Below are 21,913 nucleotides of genomic sequence, written 5' to 3'. Positions count from 1 at the left end.
TGATGGCGCAGAAGACGATCGCGTTTTTTCCCGAAGCGGCCTACGGCCCGGCGCTCAATTCGGTCGGCATCGCGCAAGCCGTCGAGGCGCGCGGCCATAAGGCAGTGTTCCTGTCCGACCCCGGCTTTGTCGATGTCTACAAGGGTTACGGCTTCGAAGCGCATCCGGTGAACCTGTCGGAGCCGATGCCGCCCGAGCAGATGGCGAAATTCTGGGAAGACTTCATCAACGGCCACATCCCGAACTTCCGCAAATCGCCCTACGATCAGGTCGACAATTACGTGAAGGATTGCTGGACCGCGATTGTCGACAGCGCCAAATGGGCGCAGAAGGATTTGCCGCGAGTCCTGGCCGCCATCAAGCCTGATGTCATTTGCGTCGACAATGTCATCCTGTTTCCGGCCATCAAACAGTTCGGCAAGCCTTGGGTGCGCGTCATCTCCTGCTCGGAAAACGAGATCGAGGATGAGGACATCCCGCCGCATCTCTCCGGTTGCGGCGAGAACGACCATGTCGGCCACCAGCGCTATCGCGATCATTTCAATGCGGTGATCAAGCCCATCCACGACGACTTCAACGCCTTCCTCACCGCAAACAATGAAGCGCCATACCCGGTCGGTCAGTTCTTCGAGGCCTCGCCCTATCTCAATCTGCTGCTCTATCCCGAAGCGGCAAAGTTCAAACGCCGCCATCCGCTTGATACGACGAAATTCCAGTATCTCGAAGGCTGCGTGCGGCAGGAAAAGCCATACGCCGTGCCGACCTTCGCCGAGAACAATGACGGGCCGCTGCTCTATGTCTCCTTCGGCAGCCTCGGCGCTGGCGATGTCGATTTGTTGAAGCGCATCATCACAACACTGGGCAAGACCCGTTACCGCGCGCTGGTCAATGTCGGCGGCTACAAGGACCTGTACACGGATGTGCCGGACAACGTCATCGTCGAGAGCTGGTTTCCGCAGCCTTCAGTCATCCCGCAGGTCGATGCCGTCATCCACCATGGCGGCAACAACTCGTTCACGGAGTGCCTCTATTTCGGCAAGCCGGCCGTCATCATGCCCTATGTCTGGGACGGCCACGACAACGCCACCCGCGTCCAGGAAACCGGCCACGGCTTCGGCATGCCGCGCTACGACTGGAGCGACGCCCAGTTGGTCAGCAGGATCGAGGCTTGCCTGACCGACCCCAAGATGAAGGCCAAGCTGGCGAAGACCTCGTCGCAGATGCGGGCACAGAACGGACCGGAAAAGGCCGCAGGGTTGCTGGAGAAGTTGCTGTGACCTCCTCCGCCCCGCACCTTTACCAAGCCTCCACCCGCACCGACCTCGTCGACTGGGGCGCCCAGTCCGACGCGCTCGACGGCGCGTCGCACTCGACCGGCAGGCTTGTCCACAAAGGACCCAACAACCAGCCGGAATCCGGCATCTGGGTCTGCACGCCCGGCCGCTGGCGGCTCTCGATTCCGCGCGACGAATTGTGCCATTTCGTCGCCGGCCGCGCGACGTACCGGTCGGATGCCGGGGAGGTGGTAGAAGTCGCAGCCGGGACCGTGGTCATGTTCCCTGCCGGCTGGACAGGCGAATGCACCGTGCATGAGACCATGCGCAACGTCTACATGCTGGCTTGAACAGCAACGGAGCTTCCCAATATGCCGACACCGCACTGGCCAAAGGCCTCGACCGTGAAACTGGAGGACTGGGGCGGGGGCAGCAACACGCTTGCCGGCTCGCCGCGCGCCTCGGGCAGGATCCTCTCGCAGAACCCGGACGGCTCAAGCGAATGCGGCCTGTGGTCGTGCACGCCAGGCAGCCGCAAGGTTACCTTTGCCGCCGACGAGTTCTGCCATTTCCTGTCGGGCCGCGGGACCTATGTCCGCGAGAATGGCGAAGAGATCCCGGTCGAGGCCGGCATGCTGGTGTTCTTCCCCGCCGGCTGGGCCGGCACCTCCACCATCACGCAAACACTGACCAAGGCCTTCATGTGCCGCTGAGCACTTTTTTAAAGGAAATCGCCATGACCACGCCCATCATGCAATCCCCGCTTGCCATCACCGACCTCGTCGACTGGGGCGTCATCCCGACCATGATCGAGGGCGTGTCCCACACCTCGGGCAAGCTGCTCTACAAGGGGCCGGAGGGCCGTTCGGAATGCGGCCTGTGGGTCTGCACCCCCGGCAAATGGCACTGCCATGTCACCCGTGACGAGTTCTGCCACTTCCTCGAGGGCCGCTGCACCTATGTGCACGAATCGGGCGAGGTCATCCAGATCGAGCCGGACACGGCGGCGTTCTTTCCTCAGAATTGGAAAGGCGTCTGCACCGTCCATGAGACCATCAAGAAGGTCTACATGATCCGCTGAGCGGACCTGAAAGGACGACCATGCAATTCTCCGCTGAACGGCCGGCTTTCTTCGTCAATCCGGACTACCGGCCGATGACCGGCACGGCAAAACCGGTGATCGATCCGGCGACGCTGGAGACCGTCGGCTCGATCTCCGCCGCAACGGACGGTGAGGTCGATGCGGTGCTGTGTGCCGCAACCACGGCACAAGCCGCCTGGAAGAAGCTCGATGCCAAGAGCCGGGCAAAGCATCTGCATGCGGTCGCCAACGCCATCGAGGCGGCGGACTTCACCCGCTGCGCAGAGCTGATGGTGCGCGAGATGGGCAAGCCTTATCCCGAAGCAATCGGCGAGATCGCCAATTGCGCGCCGATCTTCCGCTACTATGCCGAGATGGCGCGCGACGACGCCGGCAAGATCGCCGGTACGACGCAGGCCGGGTCGTTCCAGTATGCGCGCTACGAGCCGTATGGCGTCTCCGTGCACATCATGCCTTACAACTTCCCGATCCTGCTGATGTGCTGGACCGTTGCGGCCTCGCTTGCCGCCGGCAATGGCTGCGTCATCAAGCCGGCCGAAGCAACGACGCTGTCGACGCTGGACTACATGACGGTGTTCCGTTCACTGCCGGAAGGGCTGGTCGCCTGCCTGCCTGGCACGGCCGCCACCGCGCAGGCGCTGATCGCCTCCGAGCGCACCCACGCTGTCGCCTTCACCGGCTCGGTCGCCGCCGGCAAAGCCGTGGCAGTCGCCTGCGCCGAGCGCATGAAGCCTTGCGTCATCGAAGCCGGCGGCAGCGATCCGCTGATCATCAGCGAGCACGCGCCGCTCGACGTGGCGGCAGCCGGCAGCGTCACCGCCGCCTTCCACCTGACCGGCCAGGTCTGCACCTCGGCCGAACGCTTCTTTGTCGTCGACTCGGTTCACGATCGCTTCGTCGAGCTGTTCGCCGAGAAGACGCGGGCGCTGCGCATCGGCAATGGCATGGACAAGACCGAGATCGGCCCGCTGGTCAGCGAAGCCGCCCGGGCGAAAGTGATGCGGCTGGTCGATGATGCTATCAGCAACGGCGCTATAGCCGTTGCCGGCGGGCGCATTCCGCCGGCGCACAACAATGGCTGGTTCTACGAGCCAACGATCCTGACCGGGGTTACACCCGATATGGCGATCGTGCGCGAAGAGTGTTTCGGGCCGGTCGCAGCGATCTGCCGCGTAAAGGATTTCGACGAAGCGATCCGGCTTGCCAATGACAGCCCGTTCGGGCTCGGCGCCTCGGTCTTCACCACCGACCTCGCCGAGGCGCATGAAGCGGCCGAGCGGCTCGAGGCCGGCATGGTCTGGGTCAACAACCCGCTGATCGACAATGACGCCCTGCCCTTCGGCGGCTGGAAGGCATCAGGCCTTGGCCGCGAGCTGGGACGCCAGGGACTCGACGCCTTCCGACGCTCCAAGATGGTCATCATCGACCACAGACCGGCGATCAAGGACTGGTGGTACCCCTACCCCGACAGCTGGTTCCGCGAGACAGGCGGCCGAAGCACGTGTGAGCCCGGCTAGTCCATAACGTAAGCTGATGCTTACGCATCTGCCGAGATAGGCCGGCTATTTCAACGCTTGAAGCTTGTCGATCGCGGCAGTGAATCCGGCAAGCGAGACCGGAATGGTCACCGGCTTGCGCGTCACCGACTCGATGCCGATGTTCAGGTTGGTTCCCGATTTCATCGCCTTGAGGAGGTCCGCCGACAAAGGGGTCGCCGCATAGGCGCCGTTCTGGTCACTGGTCTGGATGGCGATGGTCGTCTTCTGCCCCTGGTCGATCTGGTACGAGGCGCCGGAAGGCAGGAACAGCCCGTGCGGCAAGGCCAGCAGCATCGCGAGGTTGCCATTGCCGTTGCCGCGGCGAACCGTAACGGTAAGAACGCGCTGCCCCGTCTTGGCCTCGGTAAGGTTTTGGGAGACCTGGCATTGAAGCTCGGTGCCGGCCGATCCGCTAGCGCAGTTTAGCGACCATGGATTGCCTTCTGCAGGCTTTGTCTCGGCAGATTTGGTTGACTTCGGCTCTTCGGCAAGCGCCGACCCTGCCGACACGACCAGCCATAGCGCGCCGACCCAGGCGGCCCGCCCACAAACGGTTCTCAGCAATGAAGCCACCCGATCCTCGTCGTGTCAGGGTTTCGCCCAGCGCGTTGATACAACAGCCGAGCCTGGCGGGGAAGCCAATACGGTACATGAGCGCCGGCTAAATTACTGTTGCTGGATTACCACAATAAACAACTTTGAAATCTTGTACGTGTAAAGCAAACAATCATGCTCGCTATACACTGGGATTCGGATAGTATTAGCGACGGAGCGTGTACTCGTCGGGGTTCGCAAGGGATGGAGACGACCGAGAAAACTCGGCAGATCAATGACATGGCGACGCACGGAAGAAGCTTCCGGGCGAATAGCAAGTATCGCCGGTCAGGTTTTTCCAGGCATCTCTGGAAGACGACTGCGCTGTCCACTCTGGCACTTGCCCTTACCGGCATAGCCGCCCATGCCGGCGACACCGGACTGTGGCAGCCGCAGGTCCGCGCCATCATCGGCGCCAACAACAATGGCGGCAACACGGCGATCGAGGGTTTCCTGCCGCTGAAGCAGAACCTCGAATCCGTTCTCTTTCTCGATGTGCGCTCGAAATACGATTTCGACGACGGCTTCGGCCAGGACGTCGGCCTCGGCGTTCGCCGCATCGTGAATCCGGATCTGATGATCGGCGGCTACGCCTATCTCAACATCCAGAACCACGACAGTCACCAGTTCGTCGCCTCGACGCTCGGCCTCGAGGCCATCACCTCAAAATACGATGCGCACGTAAACGTCTATCTGCCGATCAGCGGCGACCGCAGCACGGCCGGGCAAGAGTCGAGCCTGTCGCTGGTCGGTCATCAGCTGATCGAGCAGATATCGGCCATCGCCCACCGCGATTACGCGGCCTGGGGCATCGAGGGCGAGGTCGGCGTTCAGGTGCCGCTCAACCTGCCCGAGAACCATTCACTGCGTTTCGATGTCGGCGCCTACCATTTCGGCGATCCCGACGGCGACGACGGCAGCATCACCGGCGCCAAGGCCGGCCTGGAATATTCGATCGGCGACGTCATCGGCAAAGGCACGTCGCTGACCTTCACCGGCGAGGTGCGCAACGACAACCGCGATGACACCCAGTTCGCCGGCAGCATCCGGCTGACGGTGCCGCTCAACGCTTTCGACAAGGGCTCGTCTTCGGCCGATGACGGCGCCGAGCCGGTCTATCCGGTCAGCCCCGGCCTGCGCAAACGCGTCAACGAGCGCGTGCGTGGCGACATCGGCGTTCGCATCGAGAGCCAGGACAAAGTTACCGGCACGTCGACGCGGGTGGCGATCAATGCCGCCACCAACACGGCATTCGGCCAGTTCTTCTTTGCCGATGGTGACAACGACGCGCTCGGCCTCGGCACGATCGGCGACCCGACCACGCTCGACAATGCGGTCGCCGGCGCCGGCGCGAACGGCGTCGTCGTCGCGCTCGGCGGCAAGGGCAACATTACGACAGCCGGTGTGACGCTCGCCAACGGCCAGACCGTCATCGGCGGTGGCGGGGGCGTCCAGGCGCGGCTCGTCGACGGCAGCATCGGCACCTACAATTTTGGCGGATCCAACGGCACCCTCCAGGGCACCAACCCCGCCAACAACGTCCTGACGCTCGCCAACGGCAACACGCTGAGCGGCATCATCATCACAGGCGGCAAGGACGGCATCCTCGGCAACAACATCACCGGCGCCACGTTGACCAACGTCACGGTCACCGGCACCGGCGGCCACGGCGCCGACTTCACCGGTACATCGACCGGCGTCAATGGCTCGAACTTCACCGCGACCGGCAACGGCCTCGACGGACTGCACATCGAAGGCGACGGCACCTATAACCTCACCGGCACGACGCTGCTGCAGGGCAATGGCGACGACGGCCTGGATATAACCGGCCACGGCACCTACACTTTCGCCACCCTCAACTCGCTCGACAACAACGATGCCGGCATTACCGTGAAGGGCACCGGGGTCGCCGGCTCGATCGACATCAGCGGCGGCCAGGTGTCGGCCAACAAGGCGCTCGGCGACGACGGCGTCGGTGTCTTCATCGATCCGATCACCGCCCATATCGTGCTGGATTCGATCACCCAGACCGGCGGCGCATCGGGCGTCGTGCTCGAGAATCTTTCGGGCAGCTTCACCGTCAACGGCGCGACGACGATCTCGAACACGACCGGACCGGGCATCGCGATCACGGATTCGCCGGCCGCGATCCGCTTCGGCGACATCGACATCACCAATCCCGGCACCGACGGCATGGTGTTTGCGGGCGCCAACACATCAATAATTGCCGGCAACATCGTCATTGCTGGCCTCGGCTCCGGCGTCGGCCTCGATTTCTCCGGCAGCCAGACGAATTTCACCGCGCAGTCGCTCAACATCACTGGCACAGGCGCCGCCGGCTCGATCGGCATCGATCTGTCTTCCCCGAGCGCGGGCGGGGCAACGATCGTCATCACCGATGGCGGCGCGATCGCCAATGTCGACACCGGCGTGCGCTTCGGCATTTCCGGCTCGCCGGCCAATTCGGCCAATGCCCAATTCAGTTTCGGCGGCGGCTCGATTGCCGGCATCACCGCCTCCCTCGACGCGCGGGGGCTCAACCAGACGCTCGGGCTCTATGCTTTCGGCTCGACGACCTTCAGCGGCCCGCAGCTGTTCGACCAGCAGAATGTGATTTTCGTCGGCGGCGTCGGATCATTGGGTGACGGCTCTTCCACGTCTAGTCTGCTTGCGATTAACCAGGCTGACCTTATCACCAACGGCACCGCGATCTTCGTGCTGGTCAATGACGGGACGCCCATCGACGCCTCTGGCGGCTTCTCGCTGAGTGCCGGACAGACAATGGCTTCGTTCGGCAACGGGCGTACTTTCTCGCTCGGCGGCATTCCCGTCAACGTCACCGGTGACAACGTCAAGCATGACCAGGTCGTCTCGGATCCAGGCGGCGCAGCCACGCTGACCAATACCGGCACCGGCGACGCCGTGACGCTGGCCAACAACACGTCGCTGCTCGACTTCAACATCGCCGGTGTGGCGAACGGCAATGGCGTGCATGGCAGCGGCGTCAGCAATGTCACGATGTCGGGGCTGAATGTTTCAGGCGCCAGCCTGAACGGCGTGCTGTTCGATGGCGCCATCAACGATGTTTCCGCCGACAATTTGAACTCAAGCGGCAATACCGGCAGCGGCCTGCTCATCGACAATGGTGGCGGAACTTACAGTTTCACAGGCACGACGACACTCTCGAACAATACCGGCCACGGCCTGTTCATCGTCAGCGGCGGAAACTATGGATTCGAGACGCTCGATGCAAAGGACAATGGCGGCTTAGGCATCTTCGTCAACTCGACGGGCGGCGGAAGCCTGACGACGACCGGCGGCACGGTTTCGGGCAACGGCCTCCAGGCCGTCTATGTCGTCACTTTCGGGCTTATCAACCCGATGGCGCTCAATGTCACGCTGGACATGGTGAGCCAGTCCGGCGGACAGAGTGGAATCGGCCTGGGCAACGTCGGCGGCAATTTCTCCGTTACCGGCACGACGACGACCTCCAACACCCTTTTCGACGGCATTTTCATCACAAACAGCGCCGCCACGGTTGATTTCGGCGGCGCGGCCACCATCACCCAGCCATCGCGCGACGGCATCTCGATCAACAACAGTTCCGGCGCCACCACGTTCGGCACGGTGACGATCAACCAGGCCGGCGTGAATGGGATCCTCCTCAATGGCAATTCCGGCGCGGTAACGTTCGGCGACGCCAGCATCGGCCAGCCGACCCAGAGCGGCATCGACGTCCAGGGCGCCAACGGCACGATCAGCTTCGCCAACGTCGACATCACCGGCCTGCCCACAGGCAAGACCGGGCTCGACCTGTCGGGCAGCCAGTCGACCTTCACCGCCACGTCGCTCGACATTGCCGGAGCTGGCACTTCCACGGGCATCGACCTTTCCGGCACCACCGGCGGCTCGGTGACGATCGGCACCGGTGTGATCTCCGCCGGCACCGGCGTCCAGATGGGCACCAACGGCGCGGCAGGCACCAGCGCAAACACGACCTTCTCGTTCGGCGCCGGTGTCGGCACCAGTTCGATCACCGGGACGACCGCCTCGCTCGACATGCGCGGCCTGCTAGCCGGCAACGGCACCTATGCCTTCAACGCCACCCATCTGGTCGGCCCGCAGCTGTTCGACACCGCCAACGTCATCTTCGTCGGCGCAGCAAACACCGGGACCGGCTCCGGCGCGAGCGTTGGCGACCTTATCAACGCCGACGCCGCCGACGGTCTGACGACCGACGCCAACACCATCTTCGTCCTTGTCAACAACGGCGCTGGAACCATCAACACCGATGCCGACGGCTTCACGCTTGCCGACGGCCAGCAGATCGTCTCCTTCGCCAACGGCAACACCGTCGCTCTCGGCGGGCCGCCGGCCAACGTCACCGGCGCCGAGGTGGTTACTTCGGGCACCCAGGTCGATCCGTTCGGCAATGGCGCCGCCACTCTCAACAACTCGGCCGGCAGCACCATCGATCTCGCCAACGGCAACCGCGTCGCCGACCTCAGCGTCAGCAATGCGGGTTCGGGCTCGGCGATCAACGGATCGAATGTAAACGCGGCCACCATCACCGGGGTGACGATCAGCAGCGCCGTAACCGGCATCGACCTGACCGGCGCAGCGGGTGCGATCAACATCACCAACACGACGATGGGCGGCGTCAGCGGCACCGGCCTGCTGGCCAGCAACTTCGGCGGCACCGGCACCTTCAACAATTTGGATATCACCGGCGCCGGTATCGGCGTCAGCGTCACGGGCGGTTCCACGGGCACGCTGACCTTCGACAATGCGAGTTCGATCGCCGGCACGACGGGCACGGCGCTCAGCATTCTTGGAGCAACGCCTAACCTCACCTACAACGGCACCATCAATCAGACGAGTGCCGCGAGCGCGGTCATGATCAGCGGCATGACCGGCGGCTCCGCCACCTTCGCCGGCCAAATCACCGCCAGCACCGGCGCGGCCAACGCCATCGACCTGACCGGCAATGCCGGCGGCACGATCAATTTCACCGGCGGGCTCGACCTCACCACGGATGGCGGCCTTGCCTTCAGCGCCATCAATGGCGGCACGCTCACCGTCACCGGCACCAACACGACCGCATCTGGGCTCGGCCCTGTCGAAAACGGCATCCATCTCGGTGGCGCCGGCGGTTTGACCATCGGCGCAGGCGGCGTCATTTTCGACAGCGTCACCGTCGACGGCTCAGGCGGCGCCGTGCAGACCGGCATCCTCATCGAAAACACCAGCGGCGGCAGCGTGACCTTCGGCGCTGTCGACATCAATCGCGTCAATGGCGACGCCATCCGCCTCACCAACGTGGCCAACGCCGTTACCTTCAATGGCACGACGACGATCGACACGGTTGTTGGCGGTGGCCCCGGCTTCGTGGTGCAAGGCAGCGCCGCGACGGTCAATGTCAACAATCTGGTGACGACGCTGGTTTCGGGCGACGACGTCAGCCTGACCAACAACACCGGCACGATCAACATCGGCGGCACCATCACCGGTTCCGGCACCGGCAACGGCGTCGTGGTTTTTGGCGGCAGCGCCGCGATCACGGTCTCGGCCAACATCTCCAGCTCGGCAACAGCACCAGGCACGGCGGTCAAGATCGACGGCACCATCGGCGGCTCGGCCCAGTTCAGCGGCAGCGTCACGTCGACCGGCACCGGAAATCTGTTCGCCATCGGCTCGACATTGCCCCCGGCAGGCGGTGCGTTCAGCTTCACCGGCCCGACCCTGTCGGCGAGCGGTGGCGGCGGCGCGGTGGTCGGTGGCCTGATCGGCACCGCAACGTTGAATGTTACCACCCCGCTATCGATCACCAATGCCTTGGGCACCGGCCTGTCCGTCTCCGGTGTCGCGAGCACCGCATCGGCAACCTTCGGGGCGGTGATCGTGACGGGCGCCGGCGGTATCGGCATCAACATTGTCGGCAATGCCGGCCCGGTGACCTTCGGCACGACCCAGGTCACGCTGGGCACCACGAGCGGCACTGCCGGCATCAACTTCGCCGGCACCAACAACGATGTCAGCTTCGGCACGACCACCATCGACGATGTCGGCGCCAACCAGACCGGCATCGACTTCAGCGGCTCCTCGACGACGGCCGATTTCGGCCTGACGACGATCACCGGCCTGGGCGACCTGACCTCGCGCGGCATCGACCTGTCGTCGACCACCGGCAACAAGGTCATCACCTTCCTGCAGGGCTCGAAGATCGACAATGTCGGCATCGGCGTCGAATTGTCGTCCGGCCAGACCACGGCGACCTCCGCCAATGCCAACTTCACCTTCGGCGACGGCGATTCGACCGACGGGCTGGAATCCTTCATCATCGCCGCCGCCGGCGGCTTCACCGTCAACACGGTCGGTCTCGATCCGACGCTCGGCAACTACGATTTCGACGACGTGTTCTTCACCGGCAGCGCCAACCTCGCCACCGCGCCCGGTTCGATCACGCTGGTCTCGCAGTCGGGCGGCTTCATCGCCGCCGGCACGACCGGCAATCTCAGCATGGGCGTCAACACCATTTCGCTCGCCGCCGCCGATGCGCTGACCGGCACGCAGAACTTCGCCTTCGTCGGCACGATCAATCTCGGCGCCACCGCCTTCACGCTCGATTCCGGCCAGACGATCACCGGCTTCGGCAACAGCAATGTGGTTTCGACCGGCACGATCCAGCCGGCCAACGTCCAGGGCAATCTCGGCGCCACCGGCGGCAACATCACCGGCGACGAGGCCGTGGTCAGCGGGACGGCCAACCTGATGCAATTGCTCGGCGACAACGCCGTGCGCCACACCGCTTTCGACTTCAGCAGCGCGACCGGTGCCGCCTTCCTCATCGATCAGAGCGCGGTCGGCTTCAGCAATGCCAGCGGCATCACCATCGAAGGCGTGACGATCAGCAACGTCGCCGCTGGTCAGACGGCCATCCAGGTCGCCGGCCTCAACGGCAATCTGTCGATCATCAACAACAACATCAACGTTGCCGGCACGCTGCTCGACGTCAACGGCGGCACCGGCACCATTTCGGTGTCGCGCGGCATCCTGCCCAACAGCGCCACTCCGGGAACGCTGACCGGTGGCGGCATCAATATCGCCAACCGCACCGGCGGCGCGGTGACCTTCACCGACCAGGTGACGATCACCGGCGGCAACGGCGTTTCGATTTCGGGCGGCAGCGCGGCAGCTGCGGTCAACTTCAATGGCGGCCTCGACATCACGACATCGTTGGCCACCGGCCTCAGCCTTTCGGGACTGAATGGCCTCACCGTCGCCAATGCCGGTTCGACGACGATCAACGCCACGGGCCAGACCGCGCTGTCGCTGCAAGGCACACTCGGCGCCGGCGGCGTCAATTTCGACAGCATCACCTCGAGCGGCGCCACCAGCGGCATCATCCTCAACGGCGTCACCGGGGCGGTGAATGTCTCCGGCGCAACCAGCATCACCGGTACCGGCAGCTTCGGCATCGACGTCACCGGCGCCAACACCGGCACGTTCACCTTCAACACGGTGACGGTGAACAACGTCGCGACGACCGGCGGCGGCATAAACTGGGTCAGCGGCAACCTCAACATCGCCGGCCTCGCCAACATCGACACGAGCAGCGGCGTCGGCTTCTCGCAAAGCGCCGGCACGGTGAACTTCCTCAACGGCCTGACCATCGATACCACCAGCGGCACCGGCATTGTCGGGACCGGTGGCGTTATGGGCATCACCGCTTCCGCTGCAGCCCAGACGGTAAATTCGACCAGCGGCCAGGCGATCAACCTCATCAACGTCGCCGCCAGCATTGCGCTCGACTCGACCTCGTCGGGCGGCGGCACCAACAATGTTGGCCTGGCCAATGTCACCGGAACAGTCAGCCTCGGATCCGGCGCATTGAGCGGCGCTTCGGGCGTCGCATTCCAGCTCACCGGCGGTGCTGCGACCGTCAGCTATGGCGGCACGGTCACCAAGACCACCGCCGGCAAGATCGTCGACATCTCCGGCGTCACCGGCGGCACGGTCACACTGTCCGGCGCGCTCAGCGCCACCGGCGGTTTCGACAATGGTATTTATGTCCACGGCAACTCCGGCGGGACCATCACTCTCAGCGGTGGCACGAAGACGCTGACCACTGGCGCCAATACGGCGGTCGACTTGACGACCAACACCGGCGCGACGATCAACTTCGATACGGGTGGCCTGGTGATTACCACCACCTCCGGCACGGGCTTCAACGCCAGCGGCGGTGGCACGGTCAGCGTCGGCGCGCTCCTCAGCGACAACAGCATCACCACGACGGCCGGCGGCACCGCGTTGAACCTCAATGGCGTTACGATTGGCGCTGCGGGCATGAATTTCGACAGTGTTTCGGCCACTGCCGCCGCAACCGGCATCTCGCTGACCAATATCGCCTCGTCGGGCGGCGGCGCCATCATTCTCGGCACGGTCAACCTGCAAGGCATCACCACGCGTGGTGTCGATGTTTCCGGCGCGCTTGGCGCGGCGCTGTCCTTCAACGATCTCGACATCGGCCTGAACAGCACCACGGGCGTGGCCTTCGACCTCAACGGTGCCACCATCAATGCGGCGGTGACGGCCAATGACTTCGATGTCACCAATGCCGCCGCCGCCGGCACCTCGATAGGCGTCGACCTGCGCGGCGCCATCGGCGGCCAGACGGTGCGCCTCGGTGATGCCGTGGTCGGCGGCGCCAGTTCGAGCATAGCCGGGGTCAACACCGGCGTGTTCCTCAACAGCGCCACCAACCTCGCTTTCACCTATGGCGACGGCGAATCGGCGACCGACCAGCTTTCGACCATCGGCGCCAATGTAGGCATCGACGCCTCCAGTGCGCCGGTTGCCGGCACCTACAATTTCCAGGATGTGAACTTCCAGTCGGCTCCCGGCCTGGGCTTCGGAGTCGGCAAGGTCTATTTCGTCGGCGCGTCCGCGACCGGTGACGGCAGCGGTCGCGACCAGAACAATCTCGCGACGCTGGCCACCGCCGAAGCAGCAGCCGTGGCGACGGACATCCTGGTTCTCGTCAACGATGGCGGCACCATCACCGCGGCAGGCAGCAATGGCAACGACACGCTGGCTCTCGCCACCGTCGAGCAGGTGCGCGGCTTCGGCAACGGCAACATCAATCTGGCGCTGACGGTGCCCTCCACCATCCAGCTCGCCAGCAACAGCATCTCGATCATCGACCAGACGCCCAATGGCGCCGCGACGCTGACGACGAGCGCCGGCAACAATGTCATCACGCTTGGCGCCAGCGGCAACATCATCGACGGCTTCATCCTGAATGGCAGCCCGGCGGGTGCCGCGCGTGGCGTCAAGGACAATGGCGCGGGTGCTGCGAATACCGTCATCAGCAACATGACCATCAGCAATTTCGCCACGCAGGGTATCGAGATTACCCCGTCGAACAGCACGACGATCAACAACGTTACTTTCTCCGGCAACGCCAGCGATGTGTGGCTGAACGCGTCCAACACCACCATCACCAACGTCACCAGCACCGCCGCCACCGGCATTGCCTTCAGGCTCGACAACACCGTCGGCACGACGACGCTGACCAACGTCAACATCACCACCGCAGCGACCGGCACCGGCATCGCCTTCGGCGGCGCGTCGGGCGCTGGCGGCACGATTGCCGGTATCAATGTCGATATATCGGGCGGCAGCGGCCTTTCGGTGACCGGCGGCAACGCGGTGATCAGCTTCGACGGCGCCAGCTCCATCATCAGCACGTCGGGCGCGGCGGCCACGATCTCGACCCGCGCTGGCGGCAGCTTCACCTTCGCCGGCTCGGTGATCGCCAACGGCGCTGCGAGCGGCATCAGCATTTCCGGCGCGACGGCGGCCAATACGGTGAGCTTCACCGGTACGGTCGATCTCGGCACCACGACGCCGATGACCGGCACCGCAGTCGCAATCAACAACGGCGCCACGGCCTCGACCGTCAGCTTCGCAAACCTCGACATCGTCACAAGCGGCACCACCGGATTCAGCGCCAGCAATGGCGGCACGGTCAATGTCACGACCGGCACGGTGAGCTCCACTTCCGCGCAGGCGGTCAACCTCAACGGCATCGCCACCACCGGCATCAATTTCACCTCGACCAATTCGACCGGCGGAACCAACAACGTGTCGCTGACCAATGTCACCGGCGCCGGCACTGTCAGCCTCGGCTCCGGTGCGCTCGGCGGCGCGACCGGCGCGGCCTTCCTGGTCACCGGCGGCTCGGCCAATGTCAGCTATGCCGGCTCGGTCACCAAGACCACGGCCGGAAACGTCGTCAGCATCTCCACCCGTACCGCCGGCACCACGACATTGTCGGGCACTCTCAGCGCCACCAGCGGCGTGGCCAACGGGATCCTCGTCAACGCCAACACCGGCGGCACGATCAACTTCTCCGGCGCCAGCAAGATACTGACCACCGGCGCCAACAATGCCGTCGACCTGACGGCGAACACCAACACGGCGGTCAACTTCACCGGCGGCGGCCTGGCCATTACCACCACCTCCGGCACCGGCTTTAACGCCACGAGCAACGGCACTGGCACCGTGACCGTTGTCGGCTCGGGCAACACGATTTCGACCGGCAGCGGCGTCGCCGTCAACATGGACACCGTCGCTATCGGTGCGGGCGGCGTGACCTTCGCTTCCACGAACAAAGGCGCCGGCGGCACCAGCGCCGTCATCCTCGACACCGTCACCGGTGCCGGAGCGATCGATCTCGGCACCGGCGCGCTGGTCGGCGGCACCAGTGCCGTGATCCGCATCGGCGACGGCGCCGGGACTGCCAACAGCGGCGGCACGGCGGCGTTCACCTATGCCGGCGCGATCACCAGCGGCAGCACCGGCCAGGCGGTCAACATCCAGGATCGCGCCCTGACCGCCGGCAACATCACCCTGTCGGGCAACATCACGCATAATGCGGCGGGCCAGATCGGCATCCTGCTGGACGACAATGTCGCCGGCATCATCACCTTCTCCGGCGCGTCGAAATCGATCACCTCGACCACGGCGGCTGGCGTCAGCCTGAGCGACAATGCCGGCGCGACGATCAACTTCACCAATGGCGGGCTGGTCATCGCCACGACCAGCGGCGCCGGTTTCAGCGCCACCGGCCCCGGTCCGGCAGCCACCACCGGCGGCACGATGACGGTGCAGGGCACCGGCAACACCATCGTGTCCGGCACGGGCACGGCCCTTAATGTCGCCAACACGACGATCGGCGCCGGCGACGTGACGTTCAGGAGCATTGCGTCCAATGGTGCAGCCAACGGCATCGTGCTCAACAACACCGGCACCAGCGGCAATCTGGTGGTGACCGGCACCGGCGCGACGGGGGGCAGCGGCGGCACGATCCAGAACTCGACCGGCGATGGCGTCAGCCTGACCGACACTCAGGATGTCAGCCTGAGCAACATGATTATCAGCGACAATGCGGGCAACGGCATAAAGGGCCTGCGCGTCAACGGTGTGGTGCTCAACGGTCTGACCCTGAACAGCAATGCCGATGCCAACACCGAGTCCGGAATCCTGTTCAACGAACTTACCGGCAACGCCTCGCACGTCACCACGTTCACCAACCTCACGGTCTCCAACTCATTCACCCATAACGTGCAGGTCATCAATTCCGGCGGCACGTTGGCGAACCTGGTGGTGAGCGGCGGCACGTTCTCGAACAACGGCGCCTCAAACAATGCCGGCAGCGACTTCATCTTCGAGGCGGACGGCGCCGGTGTCGCCGGCGCGCCGACGATGACGCTGACCGTCGACGGCGCAACCTTCACCGGCAACAACGCCTATCCCGGACCGGGAGTCATCCCTGGAACCGGTCTGTTCGTCATTGCCAATGACGGCACCGTCAACGCTCACATCGGCGAGACCACGGGAAATCTATTCAACAATCTGAACAACGGCATCAACCTTACCCAGAGCAGCAATTCCGGCGCCGGCACGGGCGGCAATCTGAATTTCACCGTCCGGAACAACACCGTCACCAACAGCGACTCGACGGCCATCAACGTGTTCAGCAGCGGCGACCTCGCACGGACGCTTGACGGCACAATCGCCAACAACGTCATCGGTACGCAAGGCGTAGCAACCTCGGGATCGCGAACCGGCAACGGCATCAGGGTTGGGCATGAAAGCCTCGGCGTCGCCAAGGTGCTGATCGACAACAACATTATCCAGAGCATCGGCGTCAACGGCATAAGCGGTGGCGACAGCGTCTCGATCACGCAGCTCGTGCAGCCGGGCACCGTGCACGCGACGGTCACCAACAACACCATTCGCGACAATGCCGACAGCCGCGGCATCACGGTCACCGCCACATTTGCCGGCGCTATCATCAATGCCGACGTTCATGCCAACACCATCACCAACGTCAACAACGCCAATGCCATCCGCTTCCTCGCGGACGGCCTCGGCGGCGCCGACGGCACGATCAACGTACCGCAGGCGAGCGAGGCCGGTATCGAAACCGTCAATGGCGGGGCAACGGCACTGACGGACACCCGGACGTTCTTCAACCAGCCGCTGCCACTGCTGCCTGCCGCGACACCGTAGTCAGCAACCTTGGATTTCGTCCTAGGAAATATATTTTATGAATTTGATATCGACTTGTTGTCTTACTTAGGCATAATACAAGAATTCAGACAGTAAGCGGCCAACGGAGGGAACGGGGATGAGTGAGCCTTATTTAGGTGAAGTCAAGATCATTTCCTGGAACTATGCACCGCGCGGCTGGGCATTTTGTAACGGCCAGTTGTTGCCGCTTAACCAGAACCAGCCATTGTTCTCACTTCTTGGCACCAGGTACGGCGGCAACGGCCAGACAAATTTTGCCCTTCCGGATATGAGGGGACGTGCGCCGGTTCATACGGGCGGCCCTATTGGTGCAATTGTCGGCGGCCAGGGCGGCGAAGAGTTTCACACGCTCACGCTCGGCGAAATGCCGACACACAACCATTTCGTCAACGCATCGAACACTGCCGGCAACGTCAACAATCCATCCGGCGCGCTGTTGGGGGCGAACGCCAGCCCGATCTATCAGCCGCCTGGCAGCGCGGTGGCTATGGCGAAGGAAAACATCACTTTCGTCGGTGGCGGCCAGCCGCATGAGAACAGATCGCCCTATCTCGTCTTGAATTTCATCATTGCCCTGCAAGGCATATTCCCGTCGCGAAATTAAGAGGACGCTTCGATGAGCCAACCTTTTGTCGGCGAGATCAGGATGTTCGGTGGCAATTTCCCTCCGAATGGCTGGGCGTTCTGCCAAGGCCAGTTGATGCCGATCTCCGAGAACGAAACCTTGTTCAATCTGATCGGTACGACCTATGGCGGCGACGGGGAGGAAACATTCGCCCTGCCCAACCTCGCATCCCGCATCCCCGTCCATGCTGGCAAGGGCCCGCTGGTCAGCCAGACCTATATCATCGGAGAACTGGGCGGGGTCGAATCCGTCACTGTTTCAACCCAACAAATGCCGAACCATTCCCATACCTGGACCGGTTCGTCGAATATCGCCAAGAATCCGGGTCCGTCCGGCGGTGTCCTGGCGACATCGAGCCTGCTGACGCCCTATGTGGGTATCGCACCTGATGGCAACATGGCCGCCGGAGCCATTTCGCCGGCCGGCGGCAGCCAGCCTCACGACAATATGGTGCCGTTCCTCGCCGTCAGTTTCATCATCTCGCTATTTGGCATCTTCCCCCAGCAAAGCTAGAGACTTGCCATGACCAATCCGTTCGTCGCCGAAATTCGAATTTTTGCCGGAGATTTCGCCCCGACGGGGTGGGCGACCTGCGATGGCCAGCTCCTGCCAATCTCGCAGAATACGGCGCTGTTTTCGCTGCTGGGCACAGTTTACGGCGGCGACGGCAAGTCGACCTTCGCGTTGCCGAATATGGCTGGCTCCGCGCCCATGGGGCAAGGACAGGGCAATGGCTTGTCGGAGCGGTTTCTCGGCGAGACGGGTGGCGAAACGTCCATCACCCTTCTGCAAACGGAAATGCCGCAACATAATCATTTTGTCGCGATATCCACCGAGAGTGGCGCCCAGGGAACTCTTACCGATGCGGTTGTTCTGGGGAAATCGGGGGGCGGAACGCTGTATCAGAACAACACTTCGCAAAATCTGGTCCAGATGGACCCCCAGGCACTGAGCATGACGGGCAGTACGTTGCCTCACAACAACCTGCCTCCCTATCTGGCGATGACGTTCATCATTGCCATGCAAGGCGTTTATCCGGCGCGTCCGTAAGCGCCACTCCATGATCCAGCTTCCGATTGTGGACAACGGGCCTGTTATATTTTGCTGGGTGCGCGCGGCGCGGATTGATCTGACGTTCCGCCCGATGGCGGACACCGATCTGCCGTTCCTGTCGGCGCTCTACGCCTCGACCCGCGCCGAAGAACTTGCCGTCACGCCGTGGAGCGACGCGCAGAAAACGGCGTTCCTCGACATGCAGTTTCAAGCGCAGCACGCGCATTACCAGAAATACTATCCCAACGCCGACTGGCTGGTGATCGAGCAGGCAAGGCAAGATATCGGTCGCCTGTATATCGAGCGCTCGGCGAGCGAGCATTGCATCATAGATATCGCCTTCCTGCCGGCGCATCGCGGCAAGGGGTCTGGCGGTGCGTTGCTCGCCGATCTCATCGATGAGGCCGCCGCCGTCGGCAAGTCGGTCTCGATCCATGTCGAGAAGAACAATCCAGCGCGGCGGCTCTACAAGCGCCTCGGCTTCACCGTTGCCGAGGACAAGGGCGTCTACGACCTGATGATCCGTTCGCCGTAAGGGCCGTGCCGGTCGTCACGTGCCGCGATACCAGGAGACGATGGTGAAACGTTCGTTGCACGTGACCGGGGTGACTTCATGCGTCGTTTCCGAGCGAAAGGCGACGAGAGAGCCCGGCAACGCCGGCATGGCAATGCGCAGGTCCGGGCCGCTGTAAGGCCCATGCAGGACCAGCGAGCCGCCTGCATAGCTTTCTGGCGAAGGGTTGTCCGATTGACGGTTGAGAAAGATCACCACCGAGATCTTTCGGAACCGCGACTCGTCGTGAATGAGCGGCGTGTTGCCATCCTGGTGCGGCACAAAGAAATCGCCTTGCCGATAGTGAAGGAACTGAGGTTTCTCGACCTGGCCGAGCAGCAGCCCGAAATGCCGCTCCAGAGCCGCCTTCTGCTGCGCCAACAGGGCACTCACTCGCTCTTCAGTGGCCTGCGAAACATCGGCGCGCACGGTCTTTCGGATCTCCGGCCATGCCATCTTCTGGTCGGCACGCCCCAGCAGGCCGGCCGGCCGGCCCAAGGCCGCCCGAATTTCCGCGCACAGTGCGCTACACGCCGCTCCGTCAAATACGTCCGCAATCTCGATATAGTCGATCATATGTCGGAGCGTCCCCGTGGCCGATCCGGTCGAAAAAAATCAGTTGAATACCGCCTCGTAAAGCCGCCCTGCCTCATCGGCAGCGATCGGCACGATGAAGATCTCATGGGCGCCGCTTTTGCCGTTGAACCGATAGATAGCCTGCGGCAGCGCCGCGTCGCGCGGCCCCCTGAACAGCAGCGTGAAGCCACCGCCGTCGCGCGGGCTGTTGGCAATGGGCTGCACCGCGCTCAGTTCCATCGTGAGCGTCTGACCGCCGGCTTCGACGGAAAAGCTCTGCCCCTGCTCGAAATCCGAAAGCGATGCCATGCGCCTGCCCTGGTTCGTCTGTCTTTCAGACGGCTCTCTTGAGATGTCTATCCCGTCAGCCAATCTCGCCGCTTCATGGCGTGCTGTCTATAGAGCTCGATCTCCAGAAGTACAAAAGAGCACGATCAAACAAACAGATAGATTTATCTTGGCCACGTAGGGTGAAGCAGCCGTCAACGCGTTGCGCACCGGCAGCCACTGGCCTAAACCGGAATGGTATAAGAGGAGAACACTAGGGATGACTGACGCGAAAACAGACACGGCCCCGGCCGGAAGCACCGCGACCAACACGCTGCCGCTGTTCTACAAAAAACCCGAGGCGCTCAATCCGCTGCGGCACGGCTCACTCGGCCTTACGGCGCGGGCCGATTTCTCCTTTGCCCGCACCGCGCACGCCATCCCCGTCGTCGCATCGGAAATGCCGGCGGCGATGCGCTCCTATCCGATCGTTTTCATTGGCGACGCCAAGGCGCCTGTCATCATCACCGGTCTGCGCCAGGACCAGAACCTGTTCGTAGGCGCCGACGGCAAATGGGCGGAGCCGCATTACATTCCCGCCTATGTCCGCCGTTACCCCTTCATCCTCGCCGATGAATCGAAAACGACCGGCCGCCTGACGTTGTGCATCGACCGTGCCAGCGAACGCGTCGTCGAGCAGATGCCTTCGTCCAAGGACAGCGACGAGATCGCGCCCTTCTTCGACGGCAACGAGCCGGCCGAGGCCTCGAAGCAGGCGCTCGCCTTCTGCAGCCAGTTCCAGACCGACTTCAATGCGACTCGCGCCATGATCGACAAGATCGACGCGCACGGCCTGTTCGCGCCGCGGCAGAGCAAGGTGACGCTGGAGGGCGGCGAGACCCTCAACCTCACCGACTTTCAGGTGATCGACGAGCCGGCCTTCAACAAATTGAGCGACGAGGCGTTTCTCGATCTCAGGAAATCCGGCGCGCTTGCGCTGCTCTATTGCCATCTCGCCTCGAGCAACAGCTGGACCTCGCTGGTCTTCCAGGCGTCATTGCGGCGAGCTGGCTGACGCGGCCCGCGACGAAAAGCTTCGGCAAGGCGCGGGTTGTTTAAATCAACGGTTCGCGCCTTCGTACGACGATCTCTCCGCCGCTCGAATCATGCTGTTGTCGTGCAGATCGCTTGCCATGACGGGCTGGCGAACTCCCAATGCTCGACGTGTAGCTCTCGCCGAAATGCGCCGAGGCGGCATCACCCCCCGGTTCGCGGACCTGTCAATAAAGTCGAGCACGCCAGCCTTGCTGCCCTCCTCGATCGTTGAATATCCGGTCGCGGCCATCGATCACGGTCCGAACGCAAAAAGCCCGCGTGAAGCGGGCTTTTTTTGTTGGTTGCGGGGACAGGATTTGAACCTGTGACCTTCAGGTTATGAGCCTGACGAGCTACCGGGCTGCTCCACCCCGCGTCACCTCCAGGGCAAGCTCTTGCTTGCTCCGGACTCTCCAGGGCAAGCTCTTGCCTGCTCCGGATCTGAAGCAAGCGTTTGCTTGCTTATCTGGACGTAAGCCTGGGCCTATGAACAGGATGGCTTACAGATAGGTATATGGCTGACCAAATGAAAGTCCCTTGGCGGGCCTTTTCGTAGAGAGAAGATTTCAGTTTCATCCGGTTTGCGGATGAGAGTTCAACGTGCGTTTTGCAGACCTGGCAGCGACCTACTCTCCC

General features: G+C 63.2%; 14 protein-coding genes and 1 tRNA gene. 11 read left to right on the top strand and 4 right to left on the bottom strand.

Features of this window, described 5'->3' with window-relative positions:
- The first annotated feature begins 2 nt into the window (after positions 1-2).
- The 5 genes from NKH54_RS00075 to NKH54_RS00055 are packed head-to-tail and all read left to right on the top strand — an operon-like array spanning position 3 to position 3,893.
- Positions 3-1,277 (top strand): glycosyltransferase, encoded by a 1,275-nt coding sequence (locus tag NKH54_RS00075; protein WP_353027509.1) that lies wholly within the window; start codon positions 3-5, stop codon positions 1,275-1,277.
- Positions 1,274-1,624, top strand: coding sequence for a cupin domain-containing protein (locus NKH54_RS00070; protein WP_023672949.1), 351 nt, complete (start codon positions 1,274-1,276; stop codon positions 1,622-1,624). The genes NKH54_RS00075 and NKH54_RS00070 overlap by 4 nt, the downstream gene beginning before the upstream one ends.
- Positions 1,625-1,645: 21 nt before the next feature.
- Positions 1,646-1,987, top strand: coding sequence for a cupin domain-containing protein (locus tag NKH54_RS00065; protein WP_023672950.1), 342 nt, complete (start codon positions 1,646-1,648; stop codon positions 1,985-1,987).
- A 23-nt stretch (positions 1,988-2,010) separates the two neighbouring features.
- Positions 2,011-2,355: a cupin domain-containing protein gene (locus NKH54_RS00060; RefSeq protein ID WP_023672951.1), complete on the top strand. Its 345-nt coding sequence runs from the start codon at positions 2,011-2,013 to the stop codon at positions 2,353-2,355.
- A gap of 20 nt (positions 2,356-2,375) precedes the next feature.
- The gene (locus NKH54_RS00055; protein ID WP_353027508.1) at positions 2,376-3,893 is read left to right on the top strand and encodes an aldehyde dehydrogenase family protein; all 1,518 of its coding nucleotides are present in this window, start codon (positions 2,376-2,378) and stop codon (positions 3,891-3,893) included.
- 45 nt (positions 3,894-3,938) lie between these two features.
- On the opposite strand, the gene NKH54_RS00050 is transcribed toward NKH54_RS00055, so the two are convergent.
- Complete coding sequence (locus NKH54_RS00050; protein ID WP_460221636.1) at positions 3,939-4,478, bottom strand: invasion associated locus B family protein; 540 nt, start codon at positions 4,476-4,478, stop codon at positions 3,939-3,941.
- Positions 4,479-4,748: 270 nt separating this feature from the next.
- Here NKH54_RS00050 and NKH54_RS00045 point away from each other — a divergent pair, with 270 nt between their 5' ends.
- The 5 genes from NKH54_RS00045 to NKH54_RS00025 all read left to right on the top strand — a co-directional run bounded on the left by NKH54_RS00045 (position 4,749) and on the right by NKH54_RS00025 (position 19,321).
- On the top strand, positions 4,749-17,087 hold the full coding sequence (locus NKH54_RS00045; RefSeq protein ID WP_353027507.1) for an inverse autotransporter beta domain-containing protein: 12,339 nt from the start codon (positions 4,749-4,751) through the stop codon (positions 17,085-17,087).
- A gap of 118 nt (positions 17,088-17,205) precedes the next feature.
- A complete protein-coding gene (locus NKH54_RS00040; protein ID WP_023672955.1) occupies positions 17,206-17,712 on the top strand; it encodes a phage tail protein in 507 nt (168 codons plus the stop codon).
- 12 nt (positions 17,713-17,724) lie between these two features.
- Positions 17,725-18,246 (top strand): phage tail protein, encoded by a 522-nt coding sequence (locus NKH54_RS00035; protein WP_023672956.1) that lies wholly within the window; start codon positions 17,725-17,727, stop codon positions 18,244-18,246.
- Positions 18,247-18,255: 9 nt separating this feature from the next.
- The gene (locus NKH54_RS00030; RefSeq protein ID WP_023672957.1) at positions 18,256-18,783 is read left to right on the top strand and encodes a phage tail protein; all 528 of its coding nucleotides are present in this window, start codon (positions 18,256-18,258) and stop codon (positions 18,781-18,783) included.
- A 10-nt stretch (positions 18,784-18,793) separates the two neighbouring features.
- Positions 18,794-19,321, top strand: a complete 528-nt coding sequence (locus tag NKH54_RS00025; protein ID WP_031203583.1) for a GNAT family N-acetyltransferase — start codon at positions 18,794-18,796, stop codon at positions 19,319-19,321.
- Positions 19,322-19,336: 15 nt separating this feature from the next.
- On the opposite strand, the gene NKH54_RS00020 is transcribed toward NKH54_RS00025, so the two are convergent.
- Both NKH54_RS00020 and NKH54_RS00015 read right to left on the bottom strand, forming a co-directional pair.
- Positions 19,337-19,915, bottom strand: a complete 579-nt coding sequence (locus tag NKH54_RS00020; protein ID WP_023672959.1) for a 2OG-Fe(II) oxygenase — start codon at positions 19,913-19,915, stop codon at positions 19,337-19,339.
- 39 nt (positions 19,916-19,954) lie between these two features.
- The gene (locus NKH54_RS00015; protein ID WP_023672960.1) at positions 19,955-20,224 is read right to left on the bottom strand and encodes a DUF6916 family protein; all 270 of its coding nucleotides are present in this window, start codon (positions 20,222-20,224) and stop codon (positions 19,955-19,957) included.
- 238 nt (positions 20,225-20,462) lie between these two features.
- On the opposite strand from NKH54_RS00015, the gene NKH54_RS00010 reads away from it, so the two are divergent.
- Positions 20,463-21,257 (top strand): SapC family protein, encoded by a 795-nt coding sequence (locus tag NKH54_RS00010; RefSeq protein WP_023737477.1) that lies wholly within the window; start codon positions 20,463-20,465, stop codon positions 21,255-21,257.
- Positions 21,258-21,576: 319 nt separating this feature from the next.
- Here the strand turns inward: NKH54_RS00010 and NKH54_RS00005 are convergent.
- Positions 21,577-21,653, bottom strand: a tRNA-Met gene (locus NKH54_RS00005).
- Positions 21,654-21,913: the final 260 nt, after the last annotated feature.

Source organism: Mesorhizobium sp. M1004, from assembly GCF_040318795.1.
Lineage (GTDB): Bacteria > Pseudomonadota > Alphaproteobacteria > Rhizobiales > Rhizobiaceae > Mesorhizobium.
The sequence above is the reverse complement of the archived record's forward strand: the minus strand, read 5'-3'. Positions and strand labels throughout refer to the sequence as shown.

What these genes read in the sequence shown, in the direction of transcription:
- NKH54_RS00075 (WP_353027509.1), top strand. Translation starts at nt 3, where the DNA reads ATGGCGCAGAAGACGATCGCGTTTTTTCCCGAAGCGGCCTACGGCCCG.
- NKH54_RS00065 (WP_023672950.1), top strand. Translation starts at nt 1,646, where the DNA reads ATGCCGACACCGCACTGGCCAAAGGCCTCGACCGTGAAACTGGAGGAC.
- NKH54_RS00060 (WP_023672951.1), top strand. Translation starts at nt 2,011, where the DNA reads ATGACCACGCCCATCATGCAATCCCCGCTTGCCATCACCGACCTCGTC.
- NKH54_RS00055 (WP_353027508.1), top strand. Translation starts at nt 2,376, where the DNA reads ATGCAATTCTCCGCTGAACGGCCGGCTTTCTTCGTCAATCCGGACTAC.
- NKH54_RS00045 (WP_353027507.1), top strand. Translation starts at nt 4,749, where the DNA reads ATGGCGACGCACGGAAGAAGCTTCCGGGCGAATAGCAAGTATCGCCGG.
- NKH54_RS00040 (WP_023672955.1), top strand. Translation starts at nt 17,206, where the DNA reads ATGAGTGAGCCTTATTTAGGTGAAGTCAAGATCATTTCCTGGAACTAT.
- NKH54_RS00035 (WP_023672956.1), top strand. Translation starts at nt 17,725, where the DNA reads ATGAGCCAACCTTTTGTCGGCGAGATCAGGATGTTCGGTGGCAATTTC.
- NKH54_RS00030 (WP_023672957.1), top strand. Translation starts at nt 18,256, where the DNA reads ATGACCAATCCGTTCGTCGCCGAAATTCGAATTTTTGCCGGAGATTTC.
- NKH54_RS00025 (WP_031203583.1), top strand. Translation starts at nt 18,794, where the DNA reads ATGATCCAGCTTCCGATTGTGGACAACGGGCCTGTTATATTTTGCTGG.
- NKH54_RS00020 (WP_023672959.1), bottom strand. Translation starts at nt 19,915, where the DNA reads ATGATCGACTATATCGAGATTGCGGACGTATTTGACGGAGCGGCGTGT.
- NKH54_RS00015 (WP_023672960.1), bottom strand. Translation starts at nt 20,224, where the DNA reads ATGGCATCGCTTTCGGATTTCGAGCAGGGGCAGAGCTTTTCCGTCGAA.
- NKH54_RS00010 (WP_023737477.1), top strand. Translation starts at nt 20,463, where the DNA reads ATGACTGACGCGAAAACAGACACGGCCCCGGCCGGAAGCACCGCGACC.